Genomic DNA, 15,909 nt, shown 5'->3' with positions numbered 1-15,909 from the left:
CGGACCCGGGCGGTGCAGTGCGTCGTCAGCTCTCGGCCGTGCGCGGTGGCGTCAGCGGGCGGAGCTTCCGGGGAAGCAGGGCACGGATGCCCCGGCGGGAGCTCGCGGCATCCGTCACCCCCGCTTCGGCGTCCCGGGTCTCGGCGAGCCGTTCAGCGACGACGCGCCGCCGCTCGAGCTCCTCGAGCATGCGCTGCTCGCCGAGCCGGTGGAGCTCCCAGACGACGTGATCTGCGGATTGGTACACGATGGATCTTCCGTTCGGGCCCTCTCAACGCAGGCGGGCGGTGAGCAGGAGGTACTCCCACTGCATCACGCCGGGGGCGTCGAGGGCGTCGTTGCCATGGGCGGCCAGTGCCGCGTCGAGGGCGGCGACCTGGTCGGGGTCGTCGGCGATGCGGTTGTAGACCGCGATCGTGGGGCCGTAGTTGCGCTTGAAGTAGTCGCGGAACGCCGCGCCCGTCTCGAACCGGATGTCGACGGTCTGGCGCTCGGCGGCCACGTCGGCGACCCGGTCGCCCAACAGGTCGCGCACGTGCTGCTCGTCGCCCCAGAGCGGCGCGGGATGTGCGCCCTCGGGCAGCGGCGCGGCGAACGGCTTCATGACCTTGAACATCCGGCCGATGAAGCCCTCGGGCGTCCAGCTGATGAGGCCGAGACGTCCGCCGGGGGTCGTGACGCGCACGAGCTCGTCGGCGGCCGCCTGATGGTGGGGCGCGAACATGATGCCAACGCTCGAGACCGTGACGTCGAACGAGTCGTCGGCGAAGGGCAGCGCCTCCGCGTCGGCTTCACGCCACTCGAGCTCCGCCCCGGCCTCGGCGGCGAGTCGGCGGCCCACCCCGAACAACTCGGGCGTGAGGTCGCTCGCGACCACGGACGCGCCGCGCAGGGCGGCCGGGATGGCCACGTTGCCGGTGCCCGCGGCGATGTCGAGCACGCGCTGGCCGGGTCGCACGTCGGTGGCCGCGACGAGCCGTGGGCCGAGCTCCCAGATGAGCTCGGAGGCGAGGGTGGGGTAGTCGCCCGACGCCCACATCGCGCGATGCTTGGTCTTCAACGCGCGGTCGGCGTCGGTGGCGGCGGGTACTGCGGTGGCGGCGGGTACTGCGGTGTCGGTCATCGGTCGTCTCCTCGACGGATCGGATGGATCGGGGTACTGCCATAGCGTGCGCTCCCGCGGCCCCCGACACATCAGTGCCGGACACCGAGATTTCCTCAGGGTTCGCACCGAGGCTCGCGGCCCCGCGGGGCCGGGCATCGGCAGCCATCCAGCCGGGCTCGCTTAGGCTGGGCGTCATGCTGCTCGCCCTCATCCGCCACGGACAGACCGACTGGAACCTCGCGGGGCGCATGCAGGGCCGCACCGACATCCCCCTCAACGACACGGGGCGCGAGCAGGCGCGCGTCGCGGCATCCGCGCTCGCGGCCGAGCCGTGGGACGCCGTCGTGAGCTCCCCGCTCGGGCGGGCGCGGGAGACCGCCGAGATCATCGCGTCGACGATCGGCGTGCCCCTCGGCAGCCCCTATGACGAGCTCATCGAGCAGGACTTCGGCGCCGCAGAGGGCACGCTCGTGGCCGAGCTCGACGCGCGGTGGCCCGACCGCGACTTCGCCGACAAGGAACCCGACCACGAGGTGGGGCCACGCGGCATCCGGGCCCTCGAGCGCATCGCTCGCGACCACGGGCGTGTCCGCTTGCTCGCGGTTGCGCATGGCACGCTCATCCGGCACGCGCTCGCCGCCATCACGGGGCACGATGCGCGCCACTATCCGCGGCTCGACAACGCGTCGTCGTCGATGCTGCGCTTCACGGATGCCTCGTGGCAGGTGCTCACGGTCGGCGGCGCGGAGTTCGCCGACGTGCGGCGGGGGCTCGACGGGCCCGTGGACCCGGCACGGCTCGCGGGCTGAGCGCCCCGTCAGCCGCCGAGGGCTCGCCGCTCGATCCCGTCGAGGATGAGGTCGAGGCCGAACTCGAACTCGAATCGGTCGTCGCACCAGCCGAGCGTGGAGTCGGGGTCGTCGTGCGCGACGACCGAGAGCATCGCGGCGAGGTGCGGCACGTGCTCGGTCATCTGCGCGAGCACCTCGGGGTCGGGCGCGCTTCCGTCGTCGGCGGCACCCAGCTCCTGCGAGAACCCGTACATGCGGCTGCCGAGTGCGTGCAGTGAGTGGTGGATGAGGTCGAACGAGAGCCCGCCCGACCGGAGAATGCCCACGACGGCGTCGACGTAGCGCGCGTTGGCGAGGCCCAGTTCGGTGCGCGTGTCCATGACGCCAGGGGCCCACGGATGCCGCAGCATCACCTCGCGAGCGGTGAGGATGCGGGTGCGGAGGGTGGTCTTCCACGCGGCATCCGTCTCGGCGACGACGAACCCGCCGACCGCCTCCTCGATCTCGCGGAAGACGAGGTCGACGATGCCGTCGAGGATCGCCTCCTTGTTGGGCACGTGGTAGTAGAGCGACATCGGCTCGACCCCGAGCTCGACGGCCAGGCGGCGGATCGTGAGTCCGTCGATGCCGGCCGTGTCGGCGAGCTCGACCGCGGCCTCGAGCACGCGGTCGCGCGTCAGTGGGGCGCGGCGCGCGGTGCGCGATTCGGCCGTCGATGACATGCGGTGGGACCTCCCCTCCGTCCCCACGCTACAAGCGTGCGAGGCATCCGTTGCCGTCGAACCCTCGACAGATCTCTGAATCCAGGGTATCTTACATTGTAAGTCGTACAACGTAAGGTGAGGAATTCCGACATGAGCGACACACGAGTGAAGGCCGCCACGAGGATGCGAGCCGCGGTCCTCCGCCGTTTCGGCGGCCCCGAGGTGGTGCAGGTGGAAGAGGTGCCGAAGCCCGTGCCCCGGGCCGACGAGGTGCTCATCCGGGTGCATGCGAGCACCGTGAGCATCGCCGACCACCGCACGCGGGCCCGCGACCTGCCGAAAGGGCTCTGGTTCTACATCCCCATCTCGCTCGGCGTGTTCCGGCCGCGCCACCCCATCCTCGGCATGGATGCCGCGGGCACGGTCGAGGCCGTCGGCAGCGAGGTCACCCGCTTCGCCCCGGGCGACGAGGTCATGGTCATGCTCGGCGCCGCGTACGGCGGGCACGCCGAGTACGTGACGGTGAAGCAGGACGGCGCGATCGCGCCGAAGCCGCGTAACCTCACCATGGAGGAGACCGCCGCGCTGGTGTTCGGCGGACACACCGCCCTCGCGTACCTCGGCATGGCCGAGATCGGGCCGGGTACCGAGGTGCTCGTCAACGGGGCATCCGGGGCCGTGGGCACGGCGGCCGTGCAGCTCGCGAAGCACCGGGGCGCCCGGGTCACCGCGGTGTGCAGCGGGAGCAACGCCGAGCTCGTCGCCTCCCTCGGAGCCGACCGCGTGATCGACCACACGACCCAGGACTTCGCCGCGGAGGGCCGGCGGTACGACGTCATCGTGGAGTGCGTGGGCAACGCGCCGTTCGAGCGGGTCGAGTCCTCGATCAGGCCGGGCGGGGCGCTGCTCCTCGTCATCACCGGCCTGAAGGGCGCGATCACCGCGGCCCGCCACACCAAGCGGACCGGCACGCTCGTGACGATGCGCGGCGCGACCATCGGCGGCGCCGAGTTGGCCGAGCTCACCGCGCTCGCCGAGGCGGGGGAGTTCCGCCCCGTCGTCGACCGCAGCTACGACCTCCTCGACGTGGTCGAGGCGCACCGCTACGTCGACACGGGCCGCAAGCGCGGCAACGTGGTGCTCCGCATCGCCTGACCGCCATTGCCGCGGGTGCACACATTTCCGCCGGAACTGACACCTGCGGCGTACGAGCGTCTTGCGCGCAGACCCGACCGGGCGCGTCAGGCCGCGCTCGCGCCGGAGCGAAGTAGAATTCGAAAATGGAGGCACCGACAAGCACCACTCTGGTCGTCGTCGGCGACGAGTCGACGTCGGCCATCCACGCCCTCGAACGGTTCGCGAACGTCCGGGCGGCGACCTTCGACGACGCGCCCGACGACGAGGTGGCCCGCTGGTCCGCCGCGGCCGACTCGCCCTACGTCGTGCACGACCACGATCCGCTCGGTCACGTCGCGGCCGCCTGGGTCGAGTTCTTCGACGACCAGTCCACGTTCGGCGTGCTCGAACTCGAGATCGAACGCGCGATCGCGGCGGCCGAGCGGCACGCGATCGCCGTGCCCGACTACTACGTCGTGCTGCATCCAGAGGAGCTGCCGACGACGTGGAAGCACTGGTGGCTCGGCGTGCTCGCGAGCGCCTCGCCGACCCGGGTCATCCCGTGGCCCGACGCCGACGACTCGCTCGCCCGGCTGCTGCGACGGCTGCCGACCGGCCGGGCCTGGCCCGACGTGGAGGACTGGCTGCCGCGCGTGGTCGGGGCCGTGCCCGACCGCGTCGGGCTGCCCCGCTCGGCGTAGGCGCGCCCGGCGCCGGCGAGCGGCCCCTGTCGAACCGGCGGCCCTCAGCCCGCCGGCCGCACCGCCACGGGCACCGGGTCGAACCCGACGTCGACGCGCTCGCCGAACTCCTGCCGCTCGGGTGCCGGATGCTGCATGCGGATGAGCGCGCCGTCCTGGGTGCGCAGCAACGTGCGGCGCATGCTGCCGAGGAACGTGCTCTCCTGCACCACGGCCGCGACCGGCCCGCCGACGTGCACGTTCTCGGGGCGCACGAACACCTCGGCGGGGCCGTCGGGCACGTCGTCGATGAGCGGCATGATCACGCCCAGCACGGATGCCTCCCCGCCCGCGACGACGGCCGGCAGCACGCTCGACAGCCCCACGAACTCGGCCACGTGTGCGGTGGCGGGTCGGAGGTACGGCTCCTCGGGCGTGCCGACCTGGTCGATGCGACCCGCCTGCATGACCGCGATCCGGTCGGAGACGGCGAGCGCCCCCTCCTGATCGTGGGTCACGAGAAGCGAGGTGATGCCGAGCCGCAGCTGGATGCGCCGGATCTCGTCGCGCAGCTGCAATCAACTGGGCGGTGGCCCATTCCCGGTCCACCGCCCGCCGGTGAGGAGGTCGGCCCATCCCCCGATAGGGCGATCATCGACTCACGCTGATGCCTGAAGTTTCGGGCTCCACTGCACCGACATCACGTTCGCACCCCGCAAGGGACGGCTTCGGGTCTTTGGTCCCACGGATTCGAGATTCGCTCGAGTCTTCTGTCGACGAGCGAGCGGATGCCCCGAGCGCCTCGCCCGGGGCATCCGCTCTCGTGTGCTCGCGGCGGCGGCCACCGCGCGGATGGGCCGCCGAGCTCAGCCGTGCTTGCGGAGGTCGACCCACACGAGCCGGTGGTCGCTCGACGGGAACGGGAACACCCCGGTCAGCGCCGACAGCGGGTCGGCCTGGACGGGCCAGAACACGCCGGCGTCGGTGACCCGGAGGTCGCGCGAGGGCAGCACGTAGTCGGCGCGGAGGTTGCCCGGCGCGCCGTCGGCGAAGTCGGCCGTGTCGTAGGCCGGGTCGCCCTCGTGCGTGAGGTTGGCTCCGCCCTGCAGCACGGATGCCTCGACGGCCCCCTCGGAGGTGGGCAGCGGGTCGGTGATGCGCGGGTGCTCGAGGAACTGCTGGATCGCGTCAGCGGTCGAGTCGCCGTCGAGCGGGTCGGCGTTCTGGTCGCCGAGGATCACGAACGACTCGCCCGGCTTCAGGCCACCCGTCGCGCCGGCGTCGTCGGAGATGTACCGGGAGGCCGTGCCGGGCGTGACGTAGTCGGCCCAGAAGCGGATCTCGTCGTGGTTGCGCGTGCCGTTGCGGTCCTCGGCGCCGTCGAACGTGGGCGGCGTCGGGTGGGAGGCGAGCACGTGCACGGTGTTGCCGCCGACCTCGACGGGAACGTCCCAGTGCGACTTGCTCGACAGGCGGAACACCTCGAGCTCCTCGGCCGAGTACCAATCGGCCGGCTCGGGGGTCGCCGGGTCGTCGGGCAGCAGCGCCCCTGGCATGTCCTTCCAGAGGAAGTGCTGGAACGTGCGAACGTCGTCGGTGGCGATCGGGTACTTCGAGAGCACAGCCATGCCGTACTGGCCCTCGAAGAGGCCGAAGCCGAAGGCGTCGTCGCCGCCGGCGATCACGCCGTTGTTGTTGAGGTCGAAGCCGCTCGGCACGCCGGTGTTCGACGGGGCGACGAACGCGTACGGGTACTCGACGGGGCCGGCGCCGTTCTGCGACACCTCGAGGTAGTTGTCGCGGAACAGGTCGACGGCCACGCCGTCGTCGACGTAGTCGAACTCGTTGAGCAGCACGATGTCGGGGTTCGCGCGCTGGATGATCTCGGCGACCGTCTTCGCCTGCGCGTTCGTGCCCGTGGTCAGGTCGTCGACGAGCTGCCCCGGGGCGTTGCGGTTCAGCGAGAGGTTGTAGGTCGCCACGCGGAGGGCGACGGGGTCGTTCGCCTGGTCGGGCGGCGAGGCGGCGGCGGGGCCGGCGGCCAGGGTCGTGACGGCGAGCGCCCCTAGGGCGGTGGCGGCGAGGGTTGTGGTCAGGCGACGTCTCGTGGACATGCGCGCTCCTTCATTGGCGGTGCGTGACGCGGACGGCTCCACGTTAGGCGCGATGGGTGACGACGGGAAGAACCGGAGGTGACGGATGTCCCGTTCTCGAGACGGATCGGGTGCGCGATGAACCCGTGCTCGTCGCCGGCACCCCGGCGTACGCTTGCGAAATGCGACCGATTCGGTCCTCCATCAACGTCGCATTGGACGGGTGCTGCGATCATCGTGCATCCCAGACTTGCGGGCCATGTCCCGACACTGTTCGCGGGGCTCTCGACCGAGGTCCACCTGAAGCTCGTGAGCCGACAGGAGTTCGGTTCGGGCGCAGTGGCGATGCGGTGCGAACCGAGCAGGTAGCCCTCAGCCCTCGCGATCATGCCCGAGTTGAGCGCGCTGAGGGTCGTGCCGGCGCAGAGTGCCGCGATGGTCCGGTTCGCCCGGGCTCGCGATGTACGCGGCGTCGCGGTGCCATCCCGCTGCGGCATCCGGTGCCTCCCCTCGCGAGGTTCGCGGCGACGCATGACACGGAGCGAGCATCGCGCCGACGGTGCGTGGGTGTCAAGCGCCGCGGGCACGGCGGCGGGCACCGCAAGCGGAGACGCGCATTCGCAGGGTCTCGTCAAGTCCGCCGAAGAGGGGACTGGCGGTGCGGACTCGTTTCGGGCGAGGATCGATCCGAAATCGAGGACGGTGGCATTGCACCGCCGCCGTCCTCGTCCAATGCTTCCGGCGTTCAGGCGCCGATGACGGCGCGACGGAGCCCGCCGCAGTGGTGGCATCCGACCAGTATCCGGTCGGCATCGGCCAGTGCGGCGCGACGATGGGCGCCGGCCCCGACTCGCGGGCGGCGCCGCCGTCGAGGGCGGCCTACTTGCGGTGCGTGGCGTCGGTGACGTCGTTGCCCGCGCGGTTCGCGACCTTCGCCTTCTTGTCGGCGCGCTTCTCCTTGAGCGACTTCGCGGCGGGGGTCTTGCCGGACGATTTCTTCGGTGACTTGTCTGACACGGTGACGTCCTCTGATCGGGAGCCTGGCCGGCCCCGTGGTCGCAACCCTACTGCCGCCCGCTGTGAATCGAGCGGGTTCGGTCGTGTGCGGTCGTGTGCGGTCGTGCGTGGCGTCCTGTTGCGCGCGGACTTCGCGCTCCCAGCCGCCGGCGATATCGTCGAGGCATCCGCAATCCGCCGCTGCGACCGTCGCGTGCGTCTCGCACCGCCGGTCGTACGGATGCCCCGGTCCGCCGCCGGAGAAGGAACCGCCTCCCGAGATGACCGTGACCTCGCCGAAGTCCGCTCGCGCCGCCGAATGGTGGAGGGCCAAGCGCAAGCAGGTGCTCTGGACCACGCTCGTCGCGGTCGTGCTGCTCGTGGTCGGGGTGCTCGTGGCGCGCTGGCTTCGCGGGCTGCCAGGCGTCGAGTCGTTCCTCGAGGCGTATCCCGGCATCGTGTCGCCGCCCGAGGGCACGCCGGTGGGCATCCCGGTGTGGCTCGGCTGGCAGCACTTCCTCAACTCCCTGTTCCTGCTGCTCCTCGTGCGCACCGGCTACCAACTGCGCTCCAAGAGGCGGCCGCCCGGCTTCTGGACGCGTGACAACACGCGTTGGCCGCGCACCAAGCGCGCCCCACGGCGCATGGGCATCCACCTCTGGTTCCACCTCTGGATCGACGCCCTGTGGATCGTGAACGGCGTGATCTACGTCGTCGTGCTCTTCGCCACCGGCCAGTGGCTTCGGCTCGTGCCGACCGACTGGGCCGTGGTTCCCAACGCGGTGTCGGCGGCGCTGCAGTACGCCTCGCTCGACTGGCCGACCGAGGACTCCTGGATCGTCTACAACTCGCTCCAGCAGCTGGTGTACTTCGCGATCGTGTTCATCGCCGCGCCGCTCGCGATCCTCTCGGGGCTGCGGCTGTCGTCGGTGTGGCCGCTGGAGGGGCCGCTCGCACGGGCCGTCCCAGAGAAGCTCGCCCGCGCGGTGCACTACCCTGTGATGCTTGTGTTCCTCGTCTTCACGTTCGTGCACGTGGTGCTCGTGTTCACCACCGGGGCGCTTCGCAAGCTCAACCAGATGTACGCGGGCCGCGATGCCGACGACTGGGTGGGATTCGCGATCTTCGCGGCATCCGTCGTGGTCATGGTCGTCGTCTGGGTGCTCGCGAAGCCGCCGCTCCTGAAGCGCATCGCCGCGACTTCCGGTCGCGTGCAGGGCTGACGTCGGCGCGAAGGCGCGCTAGCGTGCGAGGGTGACCATCCCGCTCATCGACGACGACGAACTCGACGGGCTCGAGCGCGAGTTCGTCGGGCGCGTTCGCGGCCGCGTGCTCGAGATCGGCGCGGGCGACGGTGAGAACTTCGGTGCCTTCGATCCCGGTGTGGAGTGGGTCGGGCTCGAGCCCGACGCGAACCGGCGCGCCGAACTCGCGACGCGCGCACGGGAATGGCGGCACGCCGCCGAGCCGCTCGACGCGGTCGCGGAGGCGATTCCGCTGCCGGATGCCTCGGTCGACGCGGTCGTGGGCACCTACGTGCTCTGCTCCGTCACCGACCCGGCCGCCGCGCTCGCCGAGATCCGGCGGGTGCTGGTGCCCGGCGGGCGGGTCGTCTTCGTTGATCACGTCGTCGCGCCGTCGAGGACGTTGAAGCGCGCGGTGCAGCGGGTCGCGACCCCATTCTCGAAGCGGTTCTGCCACGGATGCCACTGGGACCGCGACACCGAACAGGCCCTCGTGGAGGCGGGCTTCACCGGCGACGACGTGCGTCGGCTGCGCGTGCGGTCGGCGCCGTTCGGGCCGGTGCCGATGCTGCTGTTCGACGGCCGCGCGCCGGGCGGCTAGCCCTGCGCCGAGCGTGTCGGCTGGGGTGCGCTCGCCGCCGCCGCCACGGCCGCGTCCAGCGCCGACCGCGCGAGCAGCGTCGCACCGGCCACCGCGGCGGGCATCGCGAACACCGCGCCGAGCGGCACCATGAAGCACAGCTGCGTGGCGATGCCGAAGCCCAGCACCTGTGCACGATGCCCGCGAAGGATCGCGCGGCGCGTGGGGCCCGCGATGCCGCGTGCCTCGAACGGCCGGGAGCTCAGCTCCAGGGCGAGCAGCCGGCCCGACAGGACCACGCCGAGCGTGGGCGCGAGCACGGCACCCACCACCGGCACCAGTCCGCTGAGGGCCACGCCGATCGCCGCGACGAAGCCCAGGCCGATGAGCTTCAGCGAGTCGCGCACCGACCGCCAGAAGCCGAGGCCGTGATCGGGCACCGAGCCGCCGACCTCGAGCTCGACCGCGTGCCAGATCCGCTCGTAGAACGGGTCGCCGACCGCGAGCGTCAGCGCCGTGAAGGTGACCGCGGCCAGCACGATCGCCGCCGCGAACAGGATCGCGCCCACCGCGGCGCGGAGGACGTCGGGCCAGGGCGCCACCCAGTCGTCGGCGAACGGCGTGAGCCAGTCGGTCAGGGTCGGCATGCCGAAGCCCAGCGCCACGAGCGCACCGATGACGCCGATGAACACGATGGCCGCGGGGATGAGCCCGAGCAGCATGATGCCCGGCCGCCTCGCCCAGAGGCCGAACCCGTGCAGGAGCATGCCGACGCCGGTGAAGAACCCGCCCGCAACCCCCGCCAACCGTGCCACCCGCCCAGCCTAGAGTGGGCACCGCCGCGAGGCGCCGGCTTGACCACGCGGCGAAGGCCACGAGTCACCGCAGCGAGTCGAGCGCGGAGGCGAGATCGTGGTGCACGTCGTCGACGTGCTCGAGCCCGACCGAGAGGCGCACGAGGCCCTCGGGGATCGTCGGGGCCTCCGCGGGCCACCGTCGGCGGCGCTCGAACGTCGACTCGACGCCGCCGAGGCTCGTTGCGTGCACCCAGAGCGACGTGCGCTCGATGAGCGCGTCGGCCGGCTCGGCACCGCCGCGCACGACGATCGACACGATGGCGCCGAATCCCGGGTAGCGCACCTCGTCGAGCGCCGGGTGACCGGTGAGCCGGCGCACGAGCTCCTGCGCGTTCGCCTGCGCACGCTCGAGGCGCACGGGCAGGGTCCGCAGGCCGCGCAGCGCGAGGAACACCTCGAGCGGACCGGGGATCGCCCCGAACAGCGAGCGGTGGTGCACGAGCGCTGCGGCGAGGTCGTCGGATGCCGCGATCGCCGCGCCCATGACCACGTCGCTGTGGCCCGAGATGTACTTCGTGGCCGAGTGCACGACGAGGTCGGCGCCGTGCTCGAGCGGGCGCTGCAGCAGCGGCGTGGCGAACGTGTTGTCGACCGCCACGAGCGCGCCGTGCTCGTGCGCGCCGCGCGTGATCGCGGGGATGTCGGCGATCTCGAGCGCCGGGTTCGTGGGCGACTCGAACCACAGCATCGCGCCATCCGCGCAGGCATCCGTCACCGCCGCGGTGTCGGTGATGTCGACGAAGACCGCGCGGATGCGCCCCTTCGACTCGAGCTCCTCGAGCTGGCCGAAGGTGCCCGTGTACGAATGGCGGGGCGCTACGACCGTGCCGCCCGGTTCGACGAGGTCGAGCACCGCGGCGATCGCGGCGATGCCCGAGGCGAACGCCACGCAGCGGCCGCCCTCGAGTGCGCCGAGAGTGTCCTCGAAGGCGGTCCACGACGGGTTGCCGTACCGCCCGTACTCGAGCGCGCCGCCCGCACCGTAGGTGGAGGTGAGGTGCACGGGCACGTTCATGGGCGCATCCGGGCCGTGCGGCGGGCGGCCCGCGGTGATCGCGATCGTGTCGGGGTGCAGCGCCGGCTCGGTCGTGTTCGCGTCGTGCACGTTCGTACCTCCGTGGCATCGTGGGCGAGTGGATGTCGCGGCCGCGGCCGCTCGCATTCGCCAGCGTATCCCCGCTGTCGTCCGCTCAGCCCGTCGTCACGTCGTCGCCGTGCGGCGCCGACGGCGCGGCTCGGCGGTGGGAAGGCGGATGACCTCGTCGGTTAGCCTCGAAGCATGAGCCGCACCGTCTGGACCGTCATCGGCGTCATCGTCGCCGTGCTTCTCGCCTGGTTCATCGTCGACGTGGTGTTCAGCGTGCTGTGGTTCATCGTGAAGCTCGCGATCGTCGCCGTGGTCGCGGTGGTGGTGTTCTTCGTGCTGCGGGCGCTCGTGCGTCCGTCCGACGATTGATCGAACAGGCGCAGCCGGATGACGCGGGGCCCTGCCGCTGTGTGAGGGCGCGTGGTCGTGGTGGTCGTCGCGATGCCGCTCACGACCTCCACGATGCCGACGGCGTGCGGCGGGGGCATCCGCTCGCCCGCATCACCTCACGTACGCCCGCGCACGGTTCAATGGAGGCATGCGACTTGTCGTGCTCACCGGTGCCGGGATATCCGCCGAGAGCGGCGTGCCCACGTTCCGCGACGCGGGCGGCCTGTGGGAGGGGCACCGCGTCGAGGACGTGGCGACGCCCGAGGCGTTCGGCCGCGATCCCGACACGGTGCACCGCTTCTACGACTCCCGCCGCCACGCCGTCGCGCAGGTCGAGCCGAACCCCGCGCACGACGCGCTCGCCCGGCTCGAAGGCGCCCTCGGAGACGACCTGCTCGTGATCACCCAGAACGTCGACGACCTGCACGAGCGCGCCGGGTCGCGCCGGCTGCTGCACATGCACGGCGACCTGCTCACGGCGCGCTGCACGGCGTGCGAGGCGCGGTCGCCGATCGCGGCCGATCTCATCGAGCGTCCCCGGTGCCCGGAATGCGGCGAGCGGATGCTCCGTCCCGACGTGGTGTGGTTCGGCGAGCTGCCGTACCACCTCGACGAGATCGACGAGGCGCTCCTCGCGTGCGACGCGTTCGCCGCGATCGGCACCTCGGGTGCCGTCTACCCGGCCGCCGGCTTCGTCATGACGGCGGCGGAATTCGGCGCCCGCACGATCGAGCTGAATCTCGCCGCGAGCGAGATCACGCCGCTGTTCGAGGAGGTGCGGCACGGCCCGGCGAGCCTCGTGGTGCCGGCGTGGGTCGACGAGGTGCTGGCGGGACGCGCCTGATCGCGAGGCGGGGGATCAGTCTGCGAACGAGACTCCCGTTCACCCGGCGGAAGCGGCGGCTCGCGCCCTGGGCGGCGTGGGACCGTGTCCGGCCCGTCCGTGTCGCGACCCCCGGAGCGGGGGCGCGCCGCGTCAAGGCCTGTGCGAAGCCGGGCCGCGCCCCTAGGGTCGTGGCATGGTCTTCCGACGCAGCACCGACCAGGGGCCCGCCCCGGAGTCGGTCGCTTCCACCACTGACGCACCCGATGCGCACGGGGTGCCTCGCAGCAACCTCGGGTCGATCTGGAACGACCGCCTCGGCCGCTGGGCCACCCGGAGCCTCCAGATCCTCATCGTCGTGGCCCTCGCCGCGCTCGCCATCTGGGCGCTCGTCCAGGTCACGGTGCTCGTCATCGCCGTGCTCGTCGCGCTCATCCTCGCGGCGGCGGCGGCGCCGCTCGTCGGATGGCTGCGCCGGCATCGCGTCTCGCCAATACTCGCCGCGTGGATCACGTTGCTCGGCAGCATCCTCGTGCTCGGCGGCATCATCACCGGGGTCGTCTTCGCCGTGCGCAGCCAGTGGGCGGACCTGGTCGAGTCGGCGACCCAGGGCTTCGACGACCTGCTCGCGTGGGTGCAGACGCTTCCGATCCCGTTCGACCAGCAGCAGATCGACGACGCTCGCAATGCGATCGTCGATTTCGTGACGAGCGCCGAGTTCGGCCAGAGCGCCCTCCTTGGCGTCTCGCGGGCGACCGAGTTCGTCACGGGGCTCCTGCTCATGATCGTGGTGCTCTTCTTCTTCCTGAAGGACGGCGACAAGATCTGGGCCTTCTTCATGCGCCCGTACCGCGGCGCACACCTCGAGCGCGGACGCCGTGTGGGCGTCACGAGTGTCAAGGTGCTCGGCGGATACGTGCGCGGCACCGCGATCGTGGCCTTCGTCGACGCGTTCTTCATCGGCCTCGGGCTCGTCATCCTGCAGGTGCCGCTCGCCCTGCCGCTCGCGGTGATCGTGTTCCTCACCTCGTTCATCCCGCTCGTCGGCGCCACGCTCGCGGGCACCCTCGCCGCGCTCGTCGCCCTCGTGGCCAACGGGCCGATCGTCGCGCTCATCGTCGTCGCGATCGTCATCCTCGTGAACCAGCTCGAGGGAGACCTGCTGCAACCGGTGGTGATGGCGCAATCGCTGAAGCTGCATCCGCTCGTCATCCTCATCGCCCTCACCGCAGGTACCATCCTCGGCGGCATCGCGGGGGCGGTGCTCGCGGTGCCGCTCACCGCGGTCGTCTGGGCGATCATCAAGGTCTGGGACGCGCCCGACCCCTCGCTCGACCAGCGCAAGACGTACCACCTCAGGCGCCGCCGGCACGACGAGGTCGGCGTGCCGCCCGCGTCCGGCTGATGCGCGTCGGGCTTCACATCGCGAGCACGAGCTTGGTGCCCGCGAGCCCGCGGTCGAGCCGGTCGTGCGCCGCGCGCGCATCGGCGAACGGCACGACCTCGACGGCCGGGGCACGGAGCTCGCCGCTCACGACGCGATCGAGCTCGCCGGCGAGCAACTCCCGCGCGCGGGCGGGTCGCGCCGCGACGAACGCGGGCACCGACACGAGCCGCTCGCGGGGTCGGGCGACGACACGCGAGAGCGTCGCGAGACCGCCCGTGAACGTGTCCCGACGTTCGCGGCCGGGCCGGCCGACGAACGACAGGCGCACCACGGTGCCGCCGGATGCCACGGCCGCACGCACCCCGTTCGAGCCGGTGTGGTCGATGGCGGCGGCGGCGCCACCCGCCGTGGCGTCATGTACTCGCGTCACGAGCTCGGGGTCGCGGTAGTCCAGCCAGGTCGCGCCGAGCGCCGCGACGGTGCCGCGATTGGCCGCCGACGCCGTGCCGATGACCGGATGCCCCGCGGCGACGGCGCGCTGCGTGATGAGGGAACCGACCGGTCCGCTGGCCCCCTGCACGAGGAGGGGATCACCGGGGCGGAGGCGCGCGAGCCGGAGGGCGAGGCCCGCGGTGATGGCGTCGAGCGGGAGTGCGGCCGCGATCTCGGACGGCAGGGCGGCGGGCACCCGCACGAGCAGTCGCGGCGGCACGAGGATCGACGTGGCGTGCGAGCCCATGCGCGGCAGGCACGCCGCGACACGGGTGCCCACGGCGAGGCCGCGGGCCGCGGCATCCGGTGTCGTCGTCTCGAGCACCCCGACGAAGTCGTAGCCGGGTGCGAAGCCGGGCCTCGGCTGCAGGAGATAGCCGCCGCGACGGGCGAGCACGTCGGTCGATCCGATCGAGGCGTGCGTCACACGGACGCTCACGCGACCGCGGCTCGGAGCCGGATCAGGGTGGGACACGTGCTCGACGACCTCAGGCCCGCCGAAACGGCCCACGAGGGTGCGTTCCATGGTCTCCACCATTCTGTGACATGTCACGTAACTGATTCGACTAAGATACATGACATGTCACAGAACGCAAGCCCCTCGGCCGACGCGATCGAGTTCGCCTATGAGGTGAAGGCGCTCGTGCCCGCACTCAACGCCGCGCTGGCGGAGGTGTTCCACCCGATCGGGCTGTCGTGCGTCCAGGCGGACGCGCTCATGGCGCTCGAGGAACGCCAGCCCGCGACGCTGAGCGGTCTCGCGCAGCACTTGGTGGCGGAGTCGGGACATCCGAGCCGGCTGGTCTCGCGATTGGAGGCCATGGGGCTCGTTCGTCGGGAGGGCTCGCCGCACGACGGCCGCGCCTCGCTCCTCACGCTCACCGCCGAGGGTGCGGCGAAGGCCGCCGCCGCACGTCGGTCGCGCGAGCCGCTCGCGCACGACCTGGCTGCCCGGCACGGCGACGTGCTCCGGCGCATCACGGCCGAACTGCGCATGCTCCGCGGGGAACTGGAGGGGTCGCGCGAGGCGCGACCCCTGCTCAGCGCGGCGCCTTGACCAGCGACCAGAGCGCGGCGAGTCCCAACACGCCGACGACGACGGCGATCACGCCGAGGATCGACCAGATGACGGATTCGATTGGCATCGCGCACCTCCAGGTGTCTCGGGCCCATTCTGGTATGCGCGACGGCCCGCCCTCCAGTGCCGATCGGCGCGGCGGCGCACGTGGGCATCGAACTCGTGACCGAGTCAAGCCGTTGACGGATGCCGCGACCCCGGCAGAGTCTCGGGTGAGCAGCCACGAGCGAGGAGTATCCGATGAGCGATCCCAACGAGGGCGACGAAGCGGGCCTCGGGCACGACGCCGAGGTCGAGAAGACACCGCGCGAGGGCCCCGGCGTCAACGATATGGAGGCCGACAACGCCGTCGAGGAGGAGACGATCGAGACGGTCGATCCCGACAACGCACCCGCGTAGGGGGACCGCGGTCAACGGGACGCATCAGGAGTCGCAGTCGTGCAGGCTTCGGAGCCTCGGAATGCGCACGACTGCGACTTCGATCCC

General features: G+C 71.7%; 19 protein-coding genes. 10 read left to right on the top strand and 9 right to left on the bottom strand.

Annotated features, from left to right (window positions below; all coding sequences use genetic code 11):
* Nucleotides 1–25: 25 nt before the first annotated feature.
* Both IEX31_RS10700 and IEX31_RS10695 read right to left on the bottom strand, forming a co-directional pair.
* Nucleotides 26–247, bottom strand: a complete 222-nt coding sequence (locus IEX31_RS10700; RefSeq protein WP_188743421.1) for a hypothetical protein — start codon at nt 245–247, stop codon at nt 26–28.
* 24 nt (nt 248–271) lie between these two features.
* A complete protein-coding gene (locus IEX31_RS10695; protein ID WP_188743420.1) occupies nt 272–1,123 on the bottom strand; it encodes a class I SAM-dependent methyltransferase in 852 nt (283 codons plus the stop codon).
* 176 nt (nt 1,124–1,299) lie between these two features.
* On the opposite strand from IEX31_RS10695, the gene IEX31_RS10690 reads away from it, so the two are divergent.
* Nucleotides 1,300–1,914: a histidine phosphatase family protein gene (locus tag IEX31_RS10690; RefSeq protein WP_188743419.1), complete on the top strand. Its 615-nt coding sequence runs from the start codon at nt 1,300–1,302 to the stop codon at nt 1,912–1,914.
* Nucleotides 1,915–1,922: 8 nt separating this feature from the next.
* Here IEX31_RS10690 and IEX31_RS10685 read toward each other — a convergent pair whose 3' ends face one another.
* Complete coding sequence (locus IEX31_RS10685; RefSeq protein ID WP_188743418.1) at nt 1,923–2,618, bottom strand: TetR/AcrR family transcriptional regulator; 696 nt, start codon at nt 2,616–2,618, stop codon at nt 1,923–1,925.
* A 132-nt stretch (nt 2,619–2,750) separates the two neighbouring features.
* Here IEX31_RS10685 and IEX31_RS10680 point away from each other — a divergent pair, with 132 nt between their 5' ends.
* Both IEX31_RS10680 and IEX31_RS10675 read left to right on the top strand, forming a co-directional pair.
* Nucleotides 2,751–3,755: an NAD(P)-dependent alcohol dehydrogenase gene (locus tag IEX31_RS10680; protein ID WP_229662268.1), complete on the top strand. Its 1,005-nt coding sequence runs from the start codon at nt 2,751–2,753 to the stop codon at nt 3,753–3,755.
* Between the two features lie 125 nt (nt 3,756–3,880).
* On the top strand, nt 3,881–4,417 hold the full coding sequence (locus tag IEX31_RS10675) for a hypothetical protein (protein ID WP_188743417.1): 537 nt from the start codon (nt 3,881–3,883) through the stop codon (nt 4,415–4,417).
* A 44-nt stretch (nt 4,418–4,461) separates the two neighbouring features.
* Here IEX31_RS10675 and IEX31_RS10670 read toward each other — a convergent pair whose 3' ends face one another.
* The 3 genes from IEX31_RS10670 to IEX31_RS10660 form a co-directional block, all read right to left on the bottom strand.
* Nucleotides 4,462–4,974: a TOBE domain-containing protein gene (locus IEX31_RS10670; protein ID WP_188743416.1), complete on the bottom strand. Its 513-nt coding sequence runs from the start codon at nt 4,972–4,974 to the stop codon at nt 4,462–4,464.
* A gap of 288 nt (nt 4,975–5,262) precedes the next feature.
* Nucleotides 5,263–6,510 carry an endonuclease/exonuclease/phosphatase family protein gene (locus IEX31_RS10665; RefSeq protein WP_188743415.1) on the bottom strand — a complete coding sequence of 416 codons (1,248 nt, stop codon included), beginning with the start codon at nt 6,508–6,510 and terminating at the stop codon, nt 5,263–5,265.
* Nucleotides 6,511–7,368: 858 nt separating this feature from the next.
* Entirely contained in the window at nt 7,369–7,506 is a 138-nt protein-coding gene (locus tag IEX31_RS10660) for a hypothetical protein (protein WP_188743414.1), read from the bottom strand.
* 260 nt (nt 7,507–7,766) lie between these two features.
* On the opposite strand from IEX31_RS10660, the gene IEX31_RS10655 reads away from it, so the two are divergent.
* Together IEX31_RS10655 and IEX31_RS10650 are read left to right on the top strand one after the other, a co-directional pair.
* Nucleotides 7,767–8,708, top strand: a complete 942-nt coding sequence (locus tag IEX31_RS10655; RefSeq protein ID WP_188743413.1) for a cytochrome b/b6 domain-containing protein — start codon at nt 7,767–7,769, stop codon at nt 8,706–8,708.
* Between the two features lie 31 nt (nt 8,709–8,739).
* Nucleotides 8,740–9,330 (top strand): class I SAM-dependent methyltransferase, encoded by a 591-nt coding sequence (locus tag IEX31_RS10650; RefSeq protein WP_188743412.1) that lies wholly within the window; start codon nt 8,740–8,742, stop codon nt 9,328–9,330.
* On the opposite strand, the gene IEX31_RS10645 is transcribed toward IEX31_RS10650, so the two are convergent.
* Nucleotides 9,327–10,124 carry an EI24 domain-containing protein gene (locus IEX31_RS10645; protein ID WP_229662267.1) on the bottom strand — a complete coding sequence of 266 codons (798 nt, stop codon included), beginning with the start codon at nt 10,122–10,124 and terminating at the stop codon, nt 9,327–9,329. The two genes, IEX31_RS10650 and IEX31_RS10645, sit on opposite strands and share 4 nt — an antisense overlap.
* A 64-nt stretch (nt 10,125–10,188) precedes the next feature.
* The gene (locus IEX31_RS10640; RefSeq protein WP_229662266.1) at nt 10,189–11,271 is read right to left on the bottom strand and encodes a trans-sulfuration enzyme family protein; all 1,083 of its coding nucleotides are present in this window, start codon (nt 11,269–11,271) and stop codon (nt 10,189–10,191) included.
* Nucleotides 11,272–11,445: 174 nt separating this feature from the next.
* Between IEX31_RS10640 and IEX31_RS10635 the strand changes: the two genes are divergently transcribed.
* The 3 genes from IEX31_RS10635 (at nt 11,446) to IEX31_RS10625 (ending at nt 13,871) form a co-directional block, all read left to right on the top strand.
* Nucleotides 11,446–11,622, top strand: a complete 177-nt coding sequence (locus tag IEX31_RS10635; protein WP_188743410.1) for a hypothetical protein — start codon at nt 11,446–11,448, stop codon at nt 11,620–11,622.
* A gap of 169 nt (nt 11,623–11,791) precedes the next feature.
* Nucleotides 11,792–12,487 (top strand): NAD-dependent deacylase, encoded by a 696-nt coding sequence (locus IEX31_RS10630; protein WP_188743409.1) that lies wholly within the window; start codon nt 11,792–11,794, stop codon nt 12,485–12,487.
* Between the two features lie 256 nt (nt 12,488–12,743).
* Nucleotides 12,744–13,871 (top strand): AI-2E family transporter, encoded by a 1,128-nt coding sequence (locus IEX31_RS10625; RefSeq protein ID WP_229662265.1) that lies wholly within the window; start codon nt 12,744–12,746, stop codon nt 13,869–13,871.
* Nucleotides 13,872–13,884: 13 nt separating this feature from the next.
* Here IEX31_RS10625 and IEX31_RS10620 read toward each other — a convergent pair whose 3' ends face one another.
* Nucleotides 13,885–14,871: a quinone oxidoreductase family protein gene (locus tag IEX31_RS10620; protein ID WP_188743407.1), complete on the bottom strand. Its 987-nt coding sequence runs from the start codon at nt 14,869–14,871 to the stop codon at nt 13,885–13,887.
* 54 nt (nt 14,872–14,925) lie between these two features.
* Here IEX31_RS10620 and IEX31_RS10615 point away from each other — a divergent pair, with 54 nt between their 5' ends.
* Both IEX31_RS10615 and IEX31_RS10610 read left to right on the top strand, forming a co-directional pair.
* Nucleotides 14,926–15,402 (top strand): MarR family winged helix-turn-helix transcriptional regulator, encoded by a 477-nt coding sequence (locus tag IEX31_RS10615; RefSeq protein ID WP_188743406.1) that lies wholly within the window; start codon nt 14,926–14,928, stop codon nt 15,400–15,402.
* Between the two features lie 261 nt (nt 15,403–15,663).
* A complete protein-coding gene (locus IEX31_RS10610; protein WP_188743405.1) occupies nt 15,664–15,822 on the top strand; it encodes a hypothetical protein in 159 nt (52 codons plus the stop codon).
* The last annotated feature ends 87 nt before the right edge of the window (nt 15,823–15,909 follow it).

This window comes from Agromyces bauzanensis (assembly GCF_014645655.1).
Taxonomy (GTDB): Bacteria; Actinomycetota; Actinomycetes; order Actinomycetales; family Microbacteriaceae; genus Agromyces; species Agromyces bauzanensis.
Note: the sequence above shows the minus strand (reverse complement) of the source record. Positions and strands in the feature narration are given on the sequence as shown.

Excerpts from the sequence above, each read along its gene's own strand:
- IEX31_RS10695 (WP_188743420.1), bottom strand. The coding sequence starts at position 1,123 with ATGACCGACACCGCAGTACCCGCCGCCACCGCAGTACCCGCCGCCACC.
- IEX31_RS10690 (WP_188743419.1), top strand. The coding sequence starts at position 1,300 with ATGCTGCTCGCCCTCATCCGCCACGGACAGACCGACTGGAACCTCGCG.
- IEX31_RS10685 (WP_188743418.1), bottom strand. The coding sequence starts at position 2,618 with ATGTCATCGACGGCCGAATCGCGCACCGCGCGCCGCGCCCCACTGACG.
- IEX31_RS10680 (WP_229662268.1), top strand. The coding sequence starts at position 2,751 with ATGAGCGACACACGAGTGAAGGCCGCCACGAGGATGCGAGCCGCGGTC.
- IEX31_RS10675 (WP_188743417.1), top strand. The coding sequence starts at position 3,881 with ATGGAGGCACCGACAAGCACCACTCTGGTCGTCGTCGGCGACGAGTCG.
- IEX31_RS10665 (WP_188743415.1), bottom strand. The coding sequence starts at position 6,510 with ATGTCCACGAGACGTCGCCTGACCACAACCCTCGCCGCCACCGCCCTA.
- IEX31_RS10655 (WP_188743413.1), top strand. The coding sequence starts at position 7,767 with ATGACCGTGACCTCGCCGAAGTCCGCTCGCGCCGCCGAATGGTGGAGG.
- IEX31_RS10635 (WP_188743410.1), top strand. The coding sequence starts at position 11,446 with ATGAGCCGCACCGTCTGGACCGTCATCGGCGTCATCGTCGCCGTGCTT.
- IEX31_RS10630 (WP_188743409.1), top strand. The coding sequence starts at position 11,792 with ATGCGACTTGTCGTGCTCACCGGTGCCGGGATATCCGCCGAGAGCGGC.
- IEX31_RS10620 (WP_188743407.1), bottom strand. The coding sequence starts at position 14,871 with ATGGAACGCACCCTCGTGGGCCGTTTCGGCGGGCCTGAGGTCGTCGAG.
- IEX31_RS10615 (WP_188743406.1), top strand. The coding sequence starts at position 14,926 with ATGTCACAGAACGCAAGCCCCTCGGCCGACGCGATCGAGTTCGCCTAT.
- IEX31_RS10610 (WP_188743405.1), top strand. The coding sequence starts at position 15,664 with ATGAGCGATCCCAACGAGGGCGACGAAGCGGGCCTCGGGCACGACGCC.